Annotated in this window: 15 protein-coding genes and 1 pseudogene; 7 read left to right on the top strand and 9 right to left on the bottom strand. The window is 62.4% G+C overall.

Annotation, left to right across the window (positions count from 1 at the left end; genetic code table 11):
• Positions 1–22: 22 nt before the first annotated feature.
• Positions 23–598: a TMEM175 family protein gene (locus tag ACZYHG_RS19030; RefSeq protein ID WP_464609874.1), complete on the top strand. Its 576-nt coding sequence runs from the start codon at positions 23–25 to the stop codon at positions 596–598.
• Between the two features lie 60 nt (positions 599–658).
• Here ACZYHG_RS19030 and ACZYHG_RS19025 read toward each other — a convergent pair whose 3' ends face one another.
• Positions 659–961, bottom strand: a complete 303-nt coding sequence (locus tag ACZYHG_RS19025) for a hypothetical protein (protein ID WP_464614734.1) — start codon at positions 959–961, stop codon at positions 659–661.
• 202 nt (positions 962–1,163) lie between these two features.
• Here ACZYHG_RS19025 and ACZYHG_RS19020 point away from each other — a divergent pair, with 202 nt between their 5' ends.
• Entirely contained in the window at positions 1,164–2,030 is an 867-nt protein-coding gene (locus tag ACZYHG_RS19020; RefSeq protein ID WP_464609873.1) for an SDR family NAD(P)-dependent oxidoreductase, read from the top strand.
• Between the two features lie 128 nt (positions 2,031–2,158).
• Here the strand turns inward: ACZYHG_RS19020 and ACZYHG_RS19015 are convergent.
• Positions 2,159–2,584: pseudogene (locus tag ACZYHG_RS19015) on the bottom strand (low affinity iron permease family protein); the annotation flags it as partial.
• A gap of 261 nt (positions 2,585–2,845) precedes the next feature.
• Here ACZYHG_RS19015 and ACZYHG_RS19010 point away from each other — a divergent pair.
• Complete coding sequence (locus ACZYHG_RS19010) at positions 2,846–4,117, top strand: hypothetical protein (RefSeq protein ID WP_464609872.1); 1,272 nt, start codon at positions 2,846–2,848, stop codon at positions 4,115–4,117.
• 121 nt (positions 4,118–4,238) lie between these two features.
• Here the strand turns inward: ACZYHG_RS19010 and ACZYHG_RS19005 are convergent, their stop codons facing one another.
• From ACZYHG_RS19005 to ACZYHG_RS18995, 3 genes are all read right to left on the bottom strand, one after another.
• A complete protein-coding gene (locus ACZYHG_RS19005) occupies positions 4,239–4,529 on the bottom strand; it encodes a hypothetical protein (protein ID WP_027057962.1) in 291 nt (96 codons plus the stop codon).
• 248 nt (positions 4,530–4,777) lie between these two features.
• The gene (locus tag ACZYHG_RS19000) at positions 4,778–5,419 is read right to left on the bottom strand and encodes a transferase hexapeptide repeat family protein (protein WP_464609871.1); all 642 of its coding nucleotides are present in this window, start codon (positions 5,417–5,419) and stop codon (positions 4,778–4,780) included.
• A gap of 82 nt (positions 5,420–5,501) precedes the next feature.
• Positions 5,502–5,978 (bottom strand): CreA family protein, encoded by a 477-nt coding sequence (locus ACZYHG_RS18995; protein WP_464614733.1) that lies wholly within the window; start codon positions 5,976–5,978, stop codon positions 5,502–5,504.
• Between the two features lie 345 nt (positions 5,979–6,323).
• Here ACZYHG_RS18995 and ACZYHG_RS18990 point away from each other — a divergent pair, with 345 nt between their 5' ends.
• The 3 genes from ACZYHG_RS18990 to ACZYHG_RS18980 all read left to right on the top strand — a co-directional run bounded on the left by ACZYHG_RS18990 (position 6,324) and on the right by ACZYHG_RS18980 (position 9,774).
• Positions 6,324–6,902 (top strand): SCO family protein, encoded by a 579-nt coding sequence (locus ACZYHG_RS18990; protein ID WP_464609870.1) that lies wholly within the window; start codon positions 6,324–6,326, stop codon positions 6,900–6,902.
• Between the two features lie 10 nt (positions 6,903–6,912).
• Positions 6,913–7,785, top strand: a complete 873-nt coding sequence (locus ACZYHG_RS18985; RefSeq protein ID WP_464609869.1) for a 50S ribosomal protein L11 methyltransferase — start codon at positions 6,913–6,915, stop codon at positions 7,783–7,785.
• A gap of 144 nt (positions 7,786–7,929) precedes the next feature.
• On the top strand, positions 7,930–9,774 hold the full coding sequence (locus ACZYHG_RS18980) for an aminopeptidase P family protein (protein ID WP_464609868.1): 1,845 nt from the start codon (positions 7,930–7,932) through the stop codon (positions 9,772–9,774).
• A 183-nt stretch (positions 9,775–9,957) separates the two neighbouring features.
• Here ACZYHG_RS18980 and ACZYHG_RS18975 read toward each other — a convergent pair whose 3' ends face one another.
• The gene (locus tag ACZYHG_RS18975; protein WP_464609867.1) at positions 9,958–10,254 is read right to left on the bottom strand and encodes an AzlD family protein; all 297 of its coding nucleotides are present in this window, start codon (positions 10,252–10,254) and stop codon (positions 9,958–9,960) included.
• Entirely contained in the window at positions 10,251–10,979 is a 729-nt protein-coding gene (locus ACZYHG_RS18970) for an AzlC family ABC transporter permease (RefSeq protein WP_027029700.1), read from the bottom strand. Before ACZYHG_RS18970 ends, ACZYHG_RS18975 begins: the two co-directional genes overlap by 4 nt.
• Positions 10,980–11,101: 122 nt before the next feature.
• Between ACZYHG_RS18970 and ACZYHG_RS18965 the strand changes: the two genes are divergently transcribed.
• Positions 11,102–11,860, top strand: a complete 759-nt coding sequence (locus ACZYHG_RS18965; protein WP_027057955.1) for an SDR family NAD(P)-dependent oxidoreductase — start codon at positions 11,102–11,104, stop codon at positions 11,858–11,860.
• Positions 11,861–11,885: 25 nt separating this feature from the next.
• On the opposite strand, the gene ACZYHG_RS18960 is transcribed toward ACZYHG_RS18965, so the two are convergent.
• Together ACZYHG_RS18960 and ligA are read right to left on the bottom strand one after the other, a co-directional pair.
• Positions 11,886–12,578, bottom strand: coding sequence for a DUF2461 domain-containing protein (locus tag ACZYHG_RS18960; RefSeq protein WP_464609866.1), 693 nt, complete (start codon positions 12,576–12,578; stop codon positions 11,886–11,888).
• Positions 12,578–14,782, bottom strand: a complete 2,205-nt coding sequence (gene ligA, locus ACZYHG_RS18955; protein ID WP_464609865.1) for an NAD-dependent DNA ligase LigA — start codon at positions 14,780–14,782, stop codon at positions 12,578–12,580. Before ligA ends, ACZYHG_RS18960 begins: the two co-directional genes overlap by 1 nt.
• Positions 14,783–14,845 lie beyond the last annotated feature (63 nt).

Raw genomic sequence — 14,845 nt, 5'->3', positions numbered from 1 at the left:
CAGCCTAACGGCAGGGGGCTCCATGGGCAAAGGCAGGGTCGAGGCATTTACCGACGGCGTGGCGGCCATCATCATCACCATCATGGTGCTGGACCTGAAGGTGCCGGAGGGCGAGGACTTTTCGGCGCTGCTGCCGCAGTGGCCGATCTTCCTCTGCTACGTACTTTCATTCATCAATGTCGGCATCTACTGGAACAACCTGCACAACATGTTCCACACGGTGCAACGGGTTGACGGCCGCGTCCTTTGGGCGAACCTGCATATGCTGTTCTGGCTATCCTTGATGCCAGTGACGACCGCTTTCATGGGCGAGAACCATTTCGCCACGGTTCCCGTGGCGGTCTACGGTTTTGACCTGGCAATGTGCGCGACCGCTTACGGCATCCTGGTGATCGCCCTGCATCGCCTGCACGGACAGGATACCGCCTTTGCCAAGGCAATCGGCAACGATCGCAAGGGCAGGCTTTCGCTCGTCGTCTACATAGCTGCTATCGCGCTGACCTTCCTAAATCGCTGGATTGGTGTCGGTATCTATGTGGCTCTCGCTCTGGTCTGGCTGATCCCCGACACCCGCTTTTCGCGGGTTCTCGAAAAATAGCTGTTCGTCCGGTGCAATTCCCAAGGGAAAGCGCTTTGCGCCTTTCCCGGGAAAACCGCTTCACACTTTTCCTGAATTGCTTTGATTGCGTATCGCTTTCAGCTTTTCCGCCACCGAAGCGGCAAGGTCGGCGTAGCGTTCTTCCAGCCGTTCGGCTGTCTTGATGATCGGGAAATCATGGCCGAACTTCTCAAGCGCCATGCGCAGTTTCTCGACGAACTCGGCCTGTTTTTCCAGCGCGGAGAACAGCGTCTTCACCTGGGCTTCACTGATATCGGGGTTGGCCAGCATCTGCGGCACCTCGCGCCCCATCTGGTCGCCGGTGGCGGTCTGCTCCTTCAGAATTGCTACCCAGTCCGTCAATCGAAAATCTCCATTTGCCTCGGCAAAAATCTCCTTTTGCCCCAGGCTAAAATCTCGTTTGCCTCGGCAAAAATCTCTTTTGCCAGGGGCAACATGCGCAGTCGCGGCCCGATGGGTCAACCCGAACGCGTGCTGACGCGGGCTTGCGCAAGCCCGTTCCAGCGCTAAGTTCGGCGCCATCGAGAAAAGGATCCCGTAGCCCATGATCACCGACGCCGAAATTCAGACCGCCCTGCCCGCGCTTGTTAAGGGCAACACCGCCGTCATCACCGGCGCCGCCAGCGGCATTGGTTTGGCGGCCGCCAAGCGGCTTGCGCTGATGGGCATGAAGATCGTGCTCGCCGACATTGGCGGCACCCGCCTTGACGATGCCTCCCGCGCCGTCTCGGCCATTGCCGGCGACGACGCCGTGCTTGCCGTTGCATCGGATGTGTCGAAGGCCGACGAGGTCGATCGTCTCGCCGATCGGGCATTCGGCGCCTTCGGCGAGGTCTCGCTCTTGATGAACAACGCCGGCGTCGGCGACAATCCCGGCAAGCCCTGGGAAAACCGTGATGCCTGGAAGCGACTGCTCAACATCAATTTCTGGGGTGTCGTGCATGGCGTCGAAGCCTTCGCACCACGCATGCTGGCGTCGGCGAAGCCGGGCCTGATCGTCAACACCGGTTCCAAGCAAGGCATCACCACGCCACCCGGCAATCTTGCCTACAATGTCTCCAAGGCCGGGGTTAAGACATTCACCGAGGGCCTGGCGCATGCACTGCGCAACGAGCCCGGCGCCCACCTGTCGGCACATCTGCTCATCCCCGGCTTCACCTATACCGGTCTCACCGAAGGCGCGACCGAGAAACCCGCCGGCGCCTGGACTGGCGAACAGGTCGTTGATTTCATGCTGGAATCGCTGATCAGGGGCGACTTCTACATCCTGTGCCCGGACAATGATGTGGCGCGGCCGTTGGACGAGAAACGCATGGCCTGGGCGATCGGCGACATCATCGAAAACCGTCCCGCTCTGTCGCGCTGGCATCCGGACTACAAGGAACCTTTCGCGGCCTTCATAGGACAGTGAGCATCACCTCGAAAACTTCGAGCCTGCCTTGAGGATAGGAACGTTTTTCGGATCAGGTCATGTTCAAACAAGAACAGGCAAGGCCCTGAGGTTGATTCCTCATTCAATCTGAGGCGCTTACGCCGCGTTCTTTTTGAGGGACGCTTCTGCGCCACGGCCTTTTTCGCGGCCATCGTGGCGATCTTCTCATCATGCCGCTGGTCATGCCGCTTCGCCGCCCGCTCGCACTTGTCGCGGATTTCCTCGACCTCGGATTCGGTCAGGTGCTCGATGCCGATGAAATGGTTGTGGCCCTCGCTGACCCGGATCAGCTCATCGAGCTTGGCCTGGATCGCGGCGCCGTCGCGGTTCTGGGTGTTCTGGATGAGGAACACCATCAGGAAAGTAATGATGGTCGTGCCGGTGTTGATCACCAGTTGCCAGGTGTCGGAGAAGGAGAAGAGCGGCCCGCTCAGCCCCCAGACGACGACGATCAGACAGCAGGCGGCAAATGTCAGCGGCAGGCCGGTTATATGGGCGACCCAGTTGGCGATCCTGGTGAAAACCTTTTCCATCTGTCGAGATCCTCAATGGCTGCCGCGATGAGAAACAAACAGCACCCATTCCAGGTTCCCGCCGGCAACAAATTCAACAGGCACAATTGAATACACGCAGGACGCGTATCTGACAGAAAACACACCTTATCGGTTTAATGGCACGGTAACCGTGCAGGCAAGAGAGCCTGTTCCTTCCGCTTCACAGCGGTTTACCTCCAGCCCCTTCCGCTGCGCCACCCCCGCATGGCGGAAGGGGTTTCAGTCCGGAGTGCGCGGAGCATGGTTCCCCGAAAGCGCCGACCGGCACACGGACAGACGGTCGCTCCACTTTCCCGCAGCTTGCTCGCCAGCGCCGCTCTCGGCCTGCTGATGGCCTGCGCGGCGGTGACGGCCAGGGCGGAGTCAACAACCGTACCGGCAGCCGAGCCGACAACCGACCCGGCGGCGGCACCCTCAACCGATCCCACGATCACCGGCAGTCTCGAACGGCACTTTACCAACAACGCGCTGGACAGCGACCGCAATGTCTCCGACTGGTACACGCAGCTGCGCGGCACGCTGCAGAAGCAGTGGGGCGACAACGACGCCTACGCGAAGGTCAACGCGGACTTCCAGGTCTCGCATTACGACAAGACCTCAATCGAAGACGACCGCACCCTGGGAGTGTCGGGCGAGGCCTTTCGCCGGCTGGCGCCGGGTCTCGAACTGAAGGGAACGCTGAGCTACCGCGTCTCCAGCACCGGCGACAATCTGGACATCGGTCCGCTGACGCTGGGAACGCGCGAGGCCAAGCAGGTCTTCGCCGCCCAGACGCAGCTCGGCATCGATCTCGGCAATGCGACATCGCTGATCCTGGAAGCCGCCGACAGCTTCGAGAAGCTCGGCGCGACGCATTTCCAGGAAGACCTGATCCTGCCGGCAAAGCTGCATGCCAACCGCAACCTCTTCCAACTCGCGTCGAGGATCACCCAGACTGTCGGCCAGTTCGCCTTCGGCGCATCTGCATCGGCGCTTTTCGCCAGCGTCGAACAGATCGGCTTTCCGCCGCTGTTCCTGTCGTTCAATGCCTATACGCTGCGCGCCGAAGCCGCCTATAAAGCGGCTGACGGCTCGACGCTCGGCGTGGCGCTGGGTGCGGAGTTCCTGCGCGGCGCCAACGACATCTACCAGCGCTGGCGCCCGACCTGGCAGGTGACTTTCGGCAAGCCGCTGCCGCTCGGCTTCGAATTGCGCGGAACCTACTTCGGCCGCTACGAGACGTCCAACACCGACGACCCGCTGGCCTCGTGGCTGCAGCGCGCGGAGCTGGAGCTCGGTATGAAGGTGCGCGAAAATCTCGGCGTCGCATCCGGCATCTTCTACGAGATCAAGGACAATCTGCTCTACGAGAACCAGGAGCGTCGAGACGGCATTTATGCCGAGGCGACATATGACGCGACCAAGTCGCTGAGCTTCGTGTTTCGGGTCGACGTTTCCCGCACCATCAAGACGGTGATCGACGACCGCGAGCACACCGTTGATGCATTCATCGCGGTGCGCGCCAAGATCTGACATCGTTCCGCGCGCAAAACCGGATTTCTGGCTTGTTTTCTTCTCGGGAACAAACCAGCGAGGCAGGAGGGTGTGCGAGACCCTCCTGCCCCCGACAGGGGGTTACCCCTGACTTTGCTGCTTAGTGATGGCCGCCCAGCTTGTAGCTGTTCCCGCCCAGGACGTTGACGCCGATACCGGAGAGAACGCCGGTAAGGACGTTGGTCTTGTTGCCGTCGAGAATGCCCGAAACGACATTGCCGCTCAGGATGTTGTTGCCATTCAGGACGCCATTCAATGCGTTCACCTGGCCGAGGCCGATGGACGGCGACACGTTGATCAGGCTACCACCACCTCCCCAGCCGCCGGCATAGGCGCCGACAGTCGAGAAAGAAACCATAGCAGCCGTGAGTACAAGTGCGAACTTCTTCATGACTTCTCTCCATTGTTGCTTGCAGTGTTTCCTTCGACTTCTTACGACTTACCCCTATGTCGATTAGTGCATTTCGCGAAAAATCTTGCAACCATGGAGTGTTTAATTTGGTCGTTGCAATCCGTTTTCCAATTTTTAACTTTAATATTTTACGTTAAAAAAATTGGTTACCGTCAGAGCCTCTCGCCCAACGGAATGCGCGCCGCTTCGAACGACGGGAAGCGAGTGCAACGAGTGTGGATGCGGGCTTAAACGGCGTCGTTTTCCCAGCGATCGAGGAAGGCCTCGATCGGCATCGCCTGGATGTCGGGAACCGCCCTGGCGAGTTTCTCGACCGACCAGTCCCACCAGGCGAGTGCTTCGATCCGCGCCGCGATGTCAGGCGCAAAGCGAGGCCTGAGCGGCTTTGCCGGCACGCCGGCGACGATCGTGTAGGATGGTACATCCTGCGTCACCACCGCGTTGGCGCCGACGACCGCGCCATTGCCGATCGTTATGCCAGGCATGATCACCGCGCCGTGGCCGACCCAGACGTCATGGCCGATGGTCACGGCGTTCGACTGCCGCCGCGCGCGGAACGCCGCATCGACACCCAGCCAGCGGAAATACTCGTTCGGCCGATAGCTGACCTTGTGCTGGGTCAGCCTTTCGATCGGATGCTCCAGCGCGTTGATGCGGCTGTTGGCGGCGATCGAGCAGAATTTGCCGATGCTCGTATAGATCGCCTCTGAATGGCGCTCGAAATAGGAGAAGTCGCCAACGCTCACCTCGCGAAGCACCACCCTCTCGCCGATCGAGGCATAGCGGCCGAGCTTGCACGCCTTCAGCTCCGCGGTCGGATGGATGCGCGGCTCGGGATCTTTCAGGACGAGGTTTTCGGAACGGTCCATGAGGCGCTTTACCTCCGAGGGATTGGTCCCGCAAGCGGGACTAATCGTCCGTCAGCTCAGTTCCAGGAAAGAGTTGGCCCGCTCATTTCGGCTTGCCCTTGCTCCACACCACGTTCTGGCCGTAGAGCGGCACGGTCGTGACCGACATTTTGGCCGAGCCGTTCTGCACCTGGCGTGAATGCGAGAGATAGATCAGCGTTTCGTTGGTCTTGTCGTAGATGCGGTTCACCACCTGCTTCTTCCAGATCAGGCTGATGCCTTGCTTGAACATTTCCTCGCCGCCCTCGCTCATGTCGATGTCGCCGATGGTGATCGGTCCGGTCTGACGGCAGGAGATCGACGAATCGGAGGGATCCTCGAACCAGTTGCCCTTGTGCAGGCGATCGATGACGCTGCGGTCGAAATAGGAGACATGGCAGGTCACGCCATCCACCTTCGGATCCTTGATCGCTTCGACAATGATATCATTGCCGACCCAGTCGACGCCAACCTTGCCGACTTCCTCGGCGACGGCGCCACCGGCGCCAAGCACGACACACGCGGCCAGCGCGCCACCCATAAATTTCAGCAAGGGAGCCTCCTGCGGTTCGAATTGCCGGTCTCAGGTGGGGGGCGTTGTGCGGCTTTGCAAGCATATGCGTCAACACCGCCGCGGTTGCGGCAACGCGGCACTTTGCCTGGGCAGGGCCAAACCGCTAAGAGACTGTTTCGAAATTCGCTCTGGCGAGTCATATGGTGGTGGTTTCGAGAACCGGAGCGGAGCGGACATTTGGGTCCGTGAGCACCGGAAGCGCAGAAAACGCCATCAGATGGCCGCCAGAGAAAAATTTCCAAACAGGCTCTAAGACTGTCGCACCGGCGCGGTATCGAGCGGCGCGATGATTTCTGCAGACGGACTTTTCTGATGATGCGTTCAATCCTGGTCGGCATTCTTGTCCTGATGGTGGCCGGCATCGGCTGGCTGACCTTCGACTGGTATCGCGGCCATTATGGCGGCGAACCGTTCGGCGCTCCCTTTACCCTGGTCGACCAGAAAGGCGCGCCGATCACCGAAGCCGCCTTCAGGGGACAGCCCAGCATCGTCTTCTTCGGCTTCACCCATTGCCCCGAAGTCTGCCCGACCACGCTGTTCGAACTGTCCGGATGGCTGAAGACGCTCGGCGACGACGGCAAGAACTTGCACGCCTATTTCGTCTCCGTTGACCCGGAGCGCGACACGCCGCAGGTGATGAACGCCTATGTCAGCTATTTTTCCGACCGCATCATCGGAATTACGGGCGATCCGGACAAGGTTCACGCCATGGCCAAGGCGTTCGGCATCTACTGGAAGAAGGTCGACACCGGCGACGGCGACTACACGATGGACCACACCGCCTCGGTGCTGCTGCTCAACGGCAAGGGCGACTTTGCCGGCACGATCGCCTATGGCGAAAGCGCGGATACGGCGGTCGCCAAACTGAAGCGGTTGGCGGCGAAGAGCTGACACACAAGCCATGACCCAGACGCGGCTCCATTTCACCACCGGAAAGACCGAGGCTGAGCTCGTCTTCGAGGCGCTCGAAACGGCCTTCGAGGATGAAGGCCTGCCGATCGCCGTGATCGAGGTCGATGAGGACCAGGATATCCACGAAGTCTCGGTTTACACCGACGGCGACGTCGATGCTGTCGAGGCGCGGATGAAGGACATTCTGGCCGGCCTCGCTTTGGCGAAGCCGGTCGAGCGCGAGGCGCTGCCCGACATCGACTGGGTGGTGCACTCGCTGGAAGGGTTGAAGCCGGTGCGCGCCGGCCGCTTCTTCGTCCACGGCGCGCATGACCGCAGGAAGCGCCACAGCGGCGAACTCGCCATCGAGATCGAGGCTGGCCTTGCCTTCGGCACCGGCCATCACGGCACCACATCAGGCTGCCTGGAAATGCTCGAGAAAGTGGTGCGGCGCGAGCAGCCGCGCAATGCGCTCGACCTCGGCACCGGCAGCGCCGTGCTGGCCATCGCCGTCGCCAAGCTCGCACATATCCCGGTGCTCGCTACCGACATCGATCCGGTGGCGGTGCGGGTCGCCGCCGCCAATGCGCGGCTCAACCACGTCAAGGCGCTGATCGAAACAGTGACAGCGCCAGGCTTTCACCACCCGATCTTTGGCAAGCGCGCGCCCTTCGATCTCATCGTCGCCAACATATTGGCGCGGCCGCTGATGCGGCTGGCGCCGCAAATGGCTGGACACATCGCACTTGGCGGCTCGATCGTGCTGTCAGGCATTCTCGAGCGCCAGCGCGACGCCGTCATCTCGGCCTATGTCGGCCAGAATTTTCGGCACGTGCGCACGCTGCACCGCGAAGGCTGGGTGACGATCCACCTCAAGCACTGAGACAGAGCGAGCCTTCGCGCCGCAGCTGGACCAGCCCGATGTGGTTGTCAGCCAAGCGGCGCTGTAGCAGGTTGCGCCGGCCGGAAATCGATTCCGATTTTCGCACCCATAGGCTACGGTCGCGGCAATATCAGGAGGCCCATCATGTTCCAGACCTTCGATTCCGCTGGCGACCCGGCTGTCGGCAAGCCGCGCGTGGTACTGCTGCGCCAATGGCTGGCCGCCAATGGCCTCGATGGCTTCATCGTTCCTCGCGCCGACGAACACCAGGGCGAATATGTCGCCGATCGTTCGGCACGGCTGAAATGGCTGACCGGCTTCAGCGGTTCGGCCGGCGTCGCCATCGTGCTGCGCGACCGCGCCTTCGTCTTTGTCGACGGGCGCTACACGCTGCAGGTGCGAAACGAGGTCGATCTCGACATCTTTTCGATCGAAAGCCTGGTCGACAACCCGCCCGCTGTCTGGCTGAAGGACAATATCGGCAAGGGCGCGCGGCTCGGCTTCGATCCCTGGCTGCACACGCTCAGCGAGGTCAAGGCGCTGCAGGCCGCGGCCGACAAGACCGGCGCCGTGCTGGTGCCACTCGACAGGAATCCGATCGACATCATCTGGAAGGATCAACCGGAGGCGCCGGTGGCTCCAGTCGAGTTGCACCCGATCGGCTTTGCCGGCGAGCTCGCCAAGGACAAGCTGGCGCGGCTGGCGGCAGCGATCGGCAAGGACGGCGCCACCCATGCGGTGCTGACCGACCCCTCCTCCATCGCCTGGGCCTTCAACATCCGTGGCGGCGACGTGCCGCACACCCCGCTGGCGCTTGGCTTTGCCATCCTCGCCGCCGACGGATCGCACCAGCTGTTCATGGACAAGCGCAAATTCTCGCGCCAGGTCGCGGCCTATCTCACCCAGCTTGCCGATCTGCACGAGCCCGGCGAATTCGAAGCCGCGATCGCAGCCCTAGCCAAGGGCGGCGCGAAGATCGCGCTCGACCCGGTGCTGGCGGCCGACAGGCTGCGCATGCTGGTCGAGGACAATGGCGGCACGGTGATTGCCGCGCCAGATCCTGCCCGCATCCCGCGCGCCACCAAGAACCAGGCCGAAATCAACGGCTCTCGCGCCGCGCATCGTCGGGACGGTGCGGCGGTGGCCAAGCTTTTGTGCTGGCTGGAGCGCCAGAAACCCGGCTCGCTCGACGAGATCGCGGTCGTCACCAGGCTGGAAGAGAGCCGCCGGCAGACCGGCGAGGAAACGCAGATGCCGCTGCGCGACGTCTCCTTCGACACCATTTCCGGCGCCGGCCCGAACGGCGCCATCATGCATTACCGCGTGTCGCGCGCCACCAGCCGCAAGCTGCAGGCCGGCGAGCTGTTCCTGCTCGATTCCGGCGCGCAGTATCAGGATGGCACCACCGACATCACCCGCACCGTGCCGATCGGCCAGCCGACGCAGGAGATGCGCGAGCGATTCACACTGGTGCTGAAAGGCATGATCGGCATTTCCACGCTGCGCTTTCCCGCCGGCACGCGCGGCTCGGAAATCGACGCCGTCGCCCGCATGGCGCTGTGGAAGCATGGCTGCGACTTCGCCCATGGCACCGGCCACGGCGTCGGCTCCTATCTTGCCGTGCATGAAGGCCCGCAACGCATCGCCCGCACCGGCACCGAAAAGCTGCTCGAAGGCATGATGCTGTCCAACGAGCCCGGCTACTACAAGGAAGGCTCCTACGGCATCCGCATCGAGAACCTGATCCTGGTGACGCCAGCCGAACAGATCGAAGGCGGCGACATCGCCATGCACGGCTTCGAGACGCTGACGCTGGCGCCAATCGACATCAGGCTGGTGCAGTCGGACCTGCTGACGCGCGAGGAGCTGCATTGGCTCGACGCCTATCATGCCCGCGTGCTGGCCGAGATCGGACCGATGCTTGATGGCGAAACGCTGGCCTGGCTGGAAAAGGCGACGGCGCCATTGCCGCACGACGCGAAGATTTAGATTTTCTGAGACGCGAGGGCGGGCCGAGATTCAGGTCAGGACGAGCCGAAAACGGTGGATTCCGAGAACCGGAGCGGAGCGTACTTTTGGGTACGTGAGCTCAGTTCCACTGCGACGCAGTGGAACGGGGAAGCGCAGGAAGCCGCCGTTTGCAGGCCGTCATCACCTGAATATCGACCCGCCCTACCCGACGAACTGCCGTGCCACGATCAACACCGCTGCCCCGGCCAAGAACATCGCCATCAGCCCGCCGCGCAGCGACACCACCGCAGTCACCACCAGCGCCGCCCATTCCGCTGGCCCCGCATTCAGCAGTTCCGGCGCCACCAGCGTCGTCAGCACCGCCGCCGGCACGGCATTGAGGCCGGCCTCGACGCGCGGGTGGATGTTGTCGAAGCGCGAGATCACCAGGTGTCCACCGATGCGCGTCAGATAGGTCGCGATCGCGCCGGCGATGATGATCCAGAATGTCGTGCTCATGGCCTTGTCTCCACGCCGCTATGATGCGGCGGCAGGATGACGGCGAGCAGCACGCCGGCGATGGCGCCGATCGAGACATGCCAGGGCGAACCCACCGTCTTATAGGCGACGATGGAGGCAGCGGCGCTGGCAAGGACCACCGGCAGCCACAAAGGCCGCTTGCGGAAGCCAAGGACCAGGCCAAGAAAATAGATCGGCAGCAGGAAGTCGATGCCCAGCGCATGCGTGTCGGGGATGAGCTTGCCGAACACCGCGCCAAGCGCGCTTTCGATCACCCAGAATATGTAGACCGGCAGGCCGAGCCCCAGATACCAGGCGAAGCCGACCGTCTGGCCGGTGTTCGCCCTCGCCTCCGCAACCGCGAATTGCGGATCGGTGAGGATGAAATAGCCAAGTGCCTGCTGGATGACAGGCCAGTGCGCGATACGCCGGCCGATGCCGGCGGAATAGAGCACGTGGCGGAAATTGACGGCGAAGATCGACAGCACGATCAGCCAGGGCGCGACGTGCTGGCCGAACAGCTGGATGCCGACCATCTGGCTGGCGCCGCCATAGATCAGAGCGCTCATCAGGAAGGCTTCGAGAACCGAGAAGCCATTGTCGACGGCGAGCGCGCCGAACAGCACCGCGAACGGCGCCGACGCCACGACGACAGGCATGGAGAGCCGCACACCCTGCCAGAAATCGCTGGCCAAAGAATTTTCGGTCAAGGTCTCAGCAGACATATCCCGTTCCCAAGTTGCGCTGATATGTAGGAGCGAGCGGTTGGAAAGTCAGACGAATTCGCTTGAGCCAGCAAATCAACGAAACTGATGTCTTGGGGCACGAAAGCACAGAGAGGTTGCAGATGATCGTTTACGATTTCACCGGCAGGCACGCGGTCGTCGCCGGCGCTGGCGGCGGCATGGGCGAAGCAATCGCGCTCGCGCTGCTCGAAGCCGGCGCGTCGGTTACCGCCATCGACGTCAAGGCCGTTCCGGCTTCGCTCTCCAAGTTTGGAGACAGGCTCACCTTTGCACAGGGCGATCTCACCGACGCTGCCTTTGTCGAGCAGGTCGTGAGCACGGCAGGCCGCGAACGCGGCGGCATCGACTATCTCGCCAATGTCGCCGGCGTGCTCTGGTTCGGCCGCGACAGATCGGCACTGGAGATGGACCTTGATGTCTGGGACCAGGTCTTCAACATCAATCTGAAATCCTTCGTGCACACGGCGCGCTCCGTCGTTCCCGTCATGCGCGCGGGCGGACGCGGCGGGGCCATGGTGCATTTCTCGACGATCCAGTGGTACCGGGGTGATCCGAAACCGCAGGACGCCTACCAGGCATCCAAGGCCGGCGTCTGCGCGCTTTCGAAGTCGCTGGCGATGCAGCTTGCGAGCGAGGGCATCCGTTCGAATGCGATCTGTCCGGGCATGGCGCTTACCCCCTTGCAGGCCCGCTGGGACACCGAGGAGAAGCGCGCCGCCGTCGCCGACTACACGCCGCTCGGCCGCATCGGCACGCCGCAGGACATGGCCAACGCCGCGCTCTTTCTGCTCTCCGACGCGGCAAGCTACATCACCGGAATTGAACTGGCCGTCGACGGCGGTCTTCTGATGCGGATGTAGCCGTCATACCCAACGGGCCGGAAAACTAATTGCCCGGCACCTTGCCCTCGATCGCCCTGCCCCAATCGAGCAGCGGCTTGGCGCGCAAGGTGAAATCGACGAGTTCCTCGACCAGCGCCGCGTCATGGATTCCAGCCGGATCGATGACGTGGCGAACGACAAAATGCCGGTTGCGGATAGCAGCGACAAGCTCCTCGTCCGTGACGTGCTCGAAGCCGCGCGGCGTGCGTTTCATGGCGTCTTCGGCATCAAGCTTGAGGCCGTTCTTCTTCAACGCCTTCACCATGGCGCGAAACCTGTCGGGCCACGTCTCGATGGCCCGCCGCATTGCCAGCAGCAATGCTGCTTCCGGCTGCCACCAGGCGACGCCGGCAAAGCATCCCTCTAGCCCGATATGAATGTAGAACACGCCCTGCACGGCCTTGCTGCCATCAGGCGACAGGATCGCCGAGACATGCCGGTTGTAGGGCCGCTTGTCCTTGGCGAAGCGCACATCGCGATTGATGCGGAACAGCGACTTCTTGCGGTCACCGCGCAGGCCGAGCCCTGCTTCCGCGAACCGTTGCGTCAGCGTGTCGACGAGATCGCCAAGGGGATCGCGCAATTCCTGTTCGAACAGATCGCGATTCTCCAAAAACCATTCCCGGCTCTGGTGGAAATCCAGCGCCTTCAGGAACGGAAGGGCTTTTGGGCCAAAGCCTTTGAACGTGCCGTCCATCACGCCTTGCCGACCCGCTGCAGCCAGGTGTCTTCGTCGATGACTTCGACGCCGAGTTCACTGGCGAGCTTGAGCTTGGAGCCGGCACCCGGCCCGGCGACCAGCAGGTCGGTCTTGGCCGAAACCGAACCGGCGACCTTGGCGCCGAGGCGCTCGGCCATCGCCTTGGCCTCGGAACGCGTCATCTTTTCCAGCGAACCGGTGAAGACGATGGTCTTGCCGGCGACTTCGCTGTCGGCCGAGACGGTGACGATGTAGGGCTTTGGCTTGACCTCGCCGAGCAGCTTCTCAAGCACGTCGTCATTGCGTTCATTGCCGAAGAAGTCGCGCAGCGCATCGATCACCGTGTCGCCAATGCCGTTGACCGACGGGAAGACCGTGTGCGGATCTTCCGCGGCCGCTGTCTCCTTGCCGACGCGGATCAGTTCCTCGATGGTCGAGAAGGTCTTGGCGAGCACCGCGGCCGTGGTCTCGCCGATATGGCGGATGCCGAGCGCGAAGATGAAGCGATCGAGTTCAGGCTCACGGCGCGAATCGATTGCCGAAAACAGCTTGTCGAGCCCCTCATAGTTGCGGTCCTCGACGCTGCGCACATTCTTGCGCGTCTTGCCGGATGCGGCCTCGCGCTGCCTGGCCTGCTCCTCGCGCCGCTCGGCCAGTGCCTTGGTCACGGCCGGACGACGATCCCTGAGCGTGAAGATATCGGCGGCTGTCTTGATCAGTCCGGCATTGAAGAAGGTGTCGATGTTTTCGGCGCCGAGGCCCTCGATATCGAGCGCGCCGCGCGAAACGAAATGGCGCAATCGTTCCACGGCTTGTGCTGCGCAGATCAGCTCGCCGGTGCAGCGACGACGGGAATCTTCCTTGCCGGTTTTTTCGTTGATCTCGCGCGTCGCCGGCGACCCGCAAACCGGACAGGTATGCGGGAACTCGTAAGGCACCGCACTGGCCGGGCGCTTGTCGATGACGACGCTGACGATCTGCGGAATGACGTCGCCTGCCCGCTGGATCACCACCGTGTCGCCGATGCGCACGTCGATACCGTCGCGGATAGGCAAGCCGTTGCTGTCAAAACCCTTGATATAGTCTTCATTGTGGAGCGTGACGTTCTCGACCACCACGCCGCCGACGGTGACAGGCGCCAGCCGTGCCACCGGCGCCAGCGTGCCCGTGCGGCCGACCTGGATGTCGATCTTCTCGACCGTCGTCATCGCCTGTTCGGCCGGGAATTTATGCGCAACCGCCCAGCGCGGTTCGCCGGTGACGAAACCCCAGCGGCGCTGCAGCTCCAGCTGGTCTACCTTGTAGACGACGCCGTCTATGTCATAGCCAAGCGACGAGCGTTGCTCCTCGATCAGATGGTAGTGTGCGACTAGCTCCTCGACCGACTTCGCCCGCACCATCAAGGGGCTGATCTTGAACCCCCAATCAGCAAATTTTTGCACCGATTCGTACTGGGTCGGCGCAGGATCCGCTGTGGTGAAGCCCCAGGCATAGGCGAAGAATTTGAGATTGCGGCTGGCCGTGACGGAGGCGTCCTTCTGGCGCAGCGACCCCGCCGCCGTGTTGCGCGGATTGACGTAATCCTGGCCGCCGGCCGCGGCTGAGCGCTGCTTCAGCGCTTCGAACTCGGCGTAGGTCATGTAGACCTCGCCGCGTATCTCGATGGTCTCGGGCCAGCCCGAGCCTTTCAGCTTCGCTGGGATATCGGCGATGGTCCTGAGATTGGCGGTGATATCCTCGCCGACGGCACCGTCGCCGCGCGTCGCGCCCTGCACGAACACACCCTTCTCGTAGCGCAGCGAAGCCGACAACCCGTCGATCTTCGGTTCGGCCGTGAAGGCGATATCGAGATCCTTGTCGCGGTCGAAGAACCGCTTGCCGCGCTCGATGAAGTCAGTGACATCCTCGTCGGTATAGGCCTTGGCGAGGCTGAGCATTGGCACGGCATGGCGCACCTTGGCAAAGCCATCCGCCGGCGCGGCACCCACCCTGCGCGATGGCGAATCCTCGCGCACCAGGCCGGGAAAGCGCTCCTCTATCGCAAGGTTGCGGCGCCGCAGCGCATCATATTCAGCGTCGGTGATCGTTGGCGCGTCTTCGGTGTGATAGCGCACATCGTGGCCGGCAATCTCTTCGGCCAGCCGCTTCAACTCGGCTTCGGCTTCGCTTTCGCTGAGCACATCGACTGGTTTTTCGGCCATGCTTTTCTCCCCCGAACGGTGGCGCGTCACAATAGATCAGGATTCTCTCGCAAGGGAGAGCGG

Source organism: Mesorhizobium subarcticum (genome assembly GCF_055456085.1).
This window is presented reverse-complemented; position numbering and strand designations above follow the sequence as displayed.

Bases quoted from the DNA above. Each gene is read 5' to 3' on its own strand.
- ACZYHG_RS19010 (WP_464609872.1), top strand. From the start codon at position 2,846: ATGGTTCCCCGAAAGCGCCGACCGGCACACGGACAGACGGTCGCTCCA.
- ACZYHG_RS19005 (WP_027057962.1), bottom strand. From the start codon at position 4,529: ATGAAGAAGTTCGCACTTGTACTCACGGCTGCTATGGTTTCTTTCTCG.
- ACZYHG_RS18985 (WP_464609869.1), top strand. From the start codon at position 6,913: ATGACCCAGACGCGGCTCCATTTCACCACCGGAAAGACCGAGGCTGAG.
- ACZYHG_RS18975 (WP_464609867.1), bottom strand. From the start codon at position 10,254: ATGAGCACGACATTCTGGATCATCATCGCCGGCGCGATCGCGACCTAT.
- ACZYHG_RS18970 (WP_027029700.1), bottom strand. From the start codon at position 10,979: ATGTCTGCTGAGACCTTGACCGAAAATTCTTTGGCCAGCGATTTCTGG.
- ACZYHG_RS18965 (WP_027057955.1), top strand. From the start codon at position 11,102: ATGATCGTTTACGATTTCACCGGCAGGCACGCGGTCGTCGCCGGCGCT.
- ACZYHG_RS18980 (WP_464609868.1), top strand. From the start codon at position 7,930: ATGTTCCAGACCTTCGATTCCGCTGGCGACCCGGCTGTCGGCAAGCCG.
- ACZYHG_RS18995 (WP_464614733.1), bottom strand. From the start codon at position 5,978: ATGGGTGGCGCGCTGGCCGCGTGTGTCGTGCTTGGCGCCGGTGGCGCC.
- ACZYHG_RS18960 (WP_464609866.1), bottom strand. From the start codon at position 12,578: ATGGACGGCACGTTCAAAGGCTTTGGCCCAAAAGCCCTTCCGTTCCTG.
- ACZYHG_RS19020 (WP_464609873.1), top strand. From the start codon at position 1,164: ATGATCACCGACGCCGAAATTCAGACCGCCCTGCCCGCGCTTGTTAAG.
- ACZYHG_RS18990 (WP_464609870.1), top strand. From the start codon at position 6,324: ATGATGCGTTCAATCCTGGTCGGCATTCTTGTCCTGATGGTGGCCGGC.
- ligA (WP_464609865.1), bottom strand. From the start codon at position 14,782: ATGGCCGAAAAACCAGTCGATGTGCTCAGCGAAAGCGAAGCCGAAGCC.
- ACZYHG_RS19030 (WP_464609874.1), top strand. From the start codon at position 23: ATGGGCAAAGGCAGGGTCGAGGCATTTACCGACGGCGTGGCGGCCATC.
- ACZYHG_RS19000 (WP_464609871.1), bottom strand. From the start codon at position 5,419: ATGGACCGTTCCGAAAACCTCGTCCTGAAAGATCCCGAGCCGCGCATC.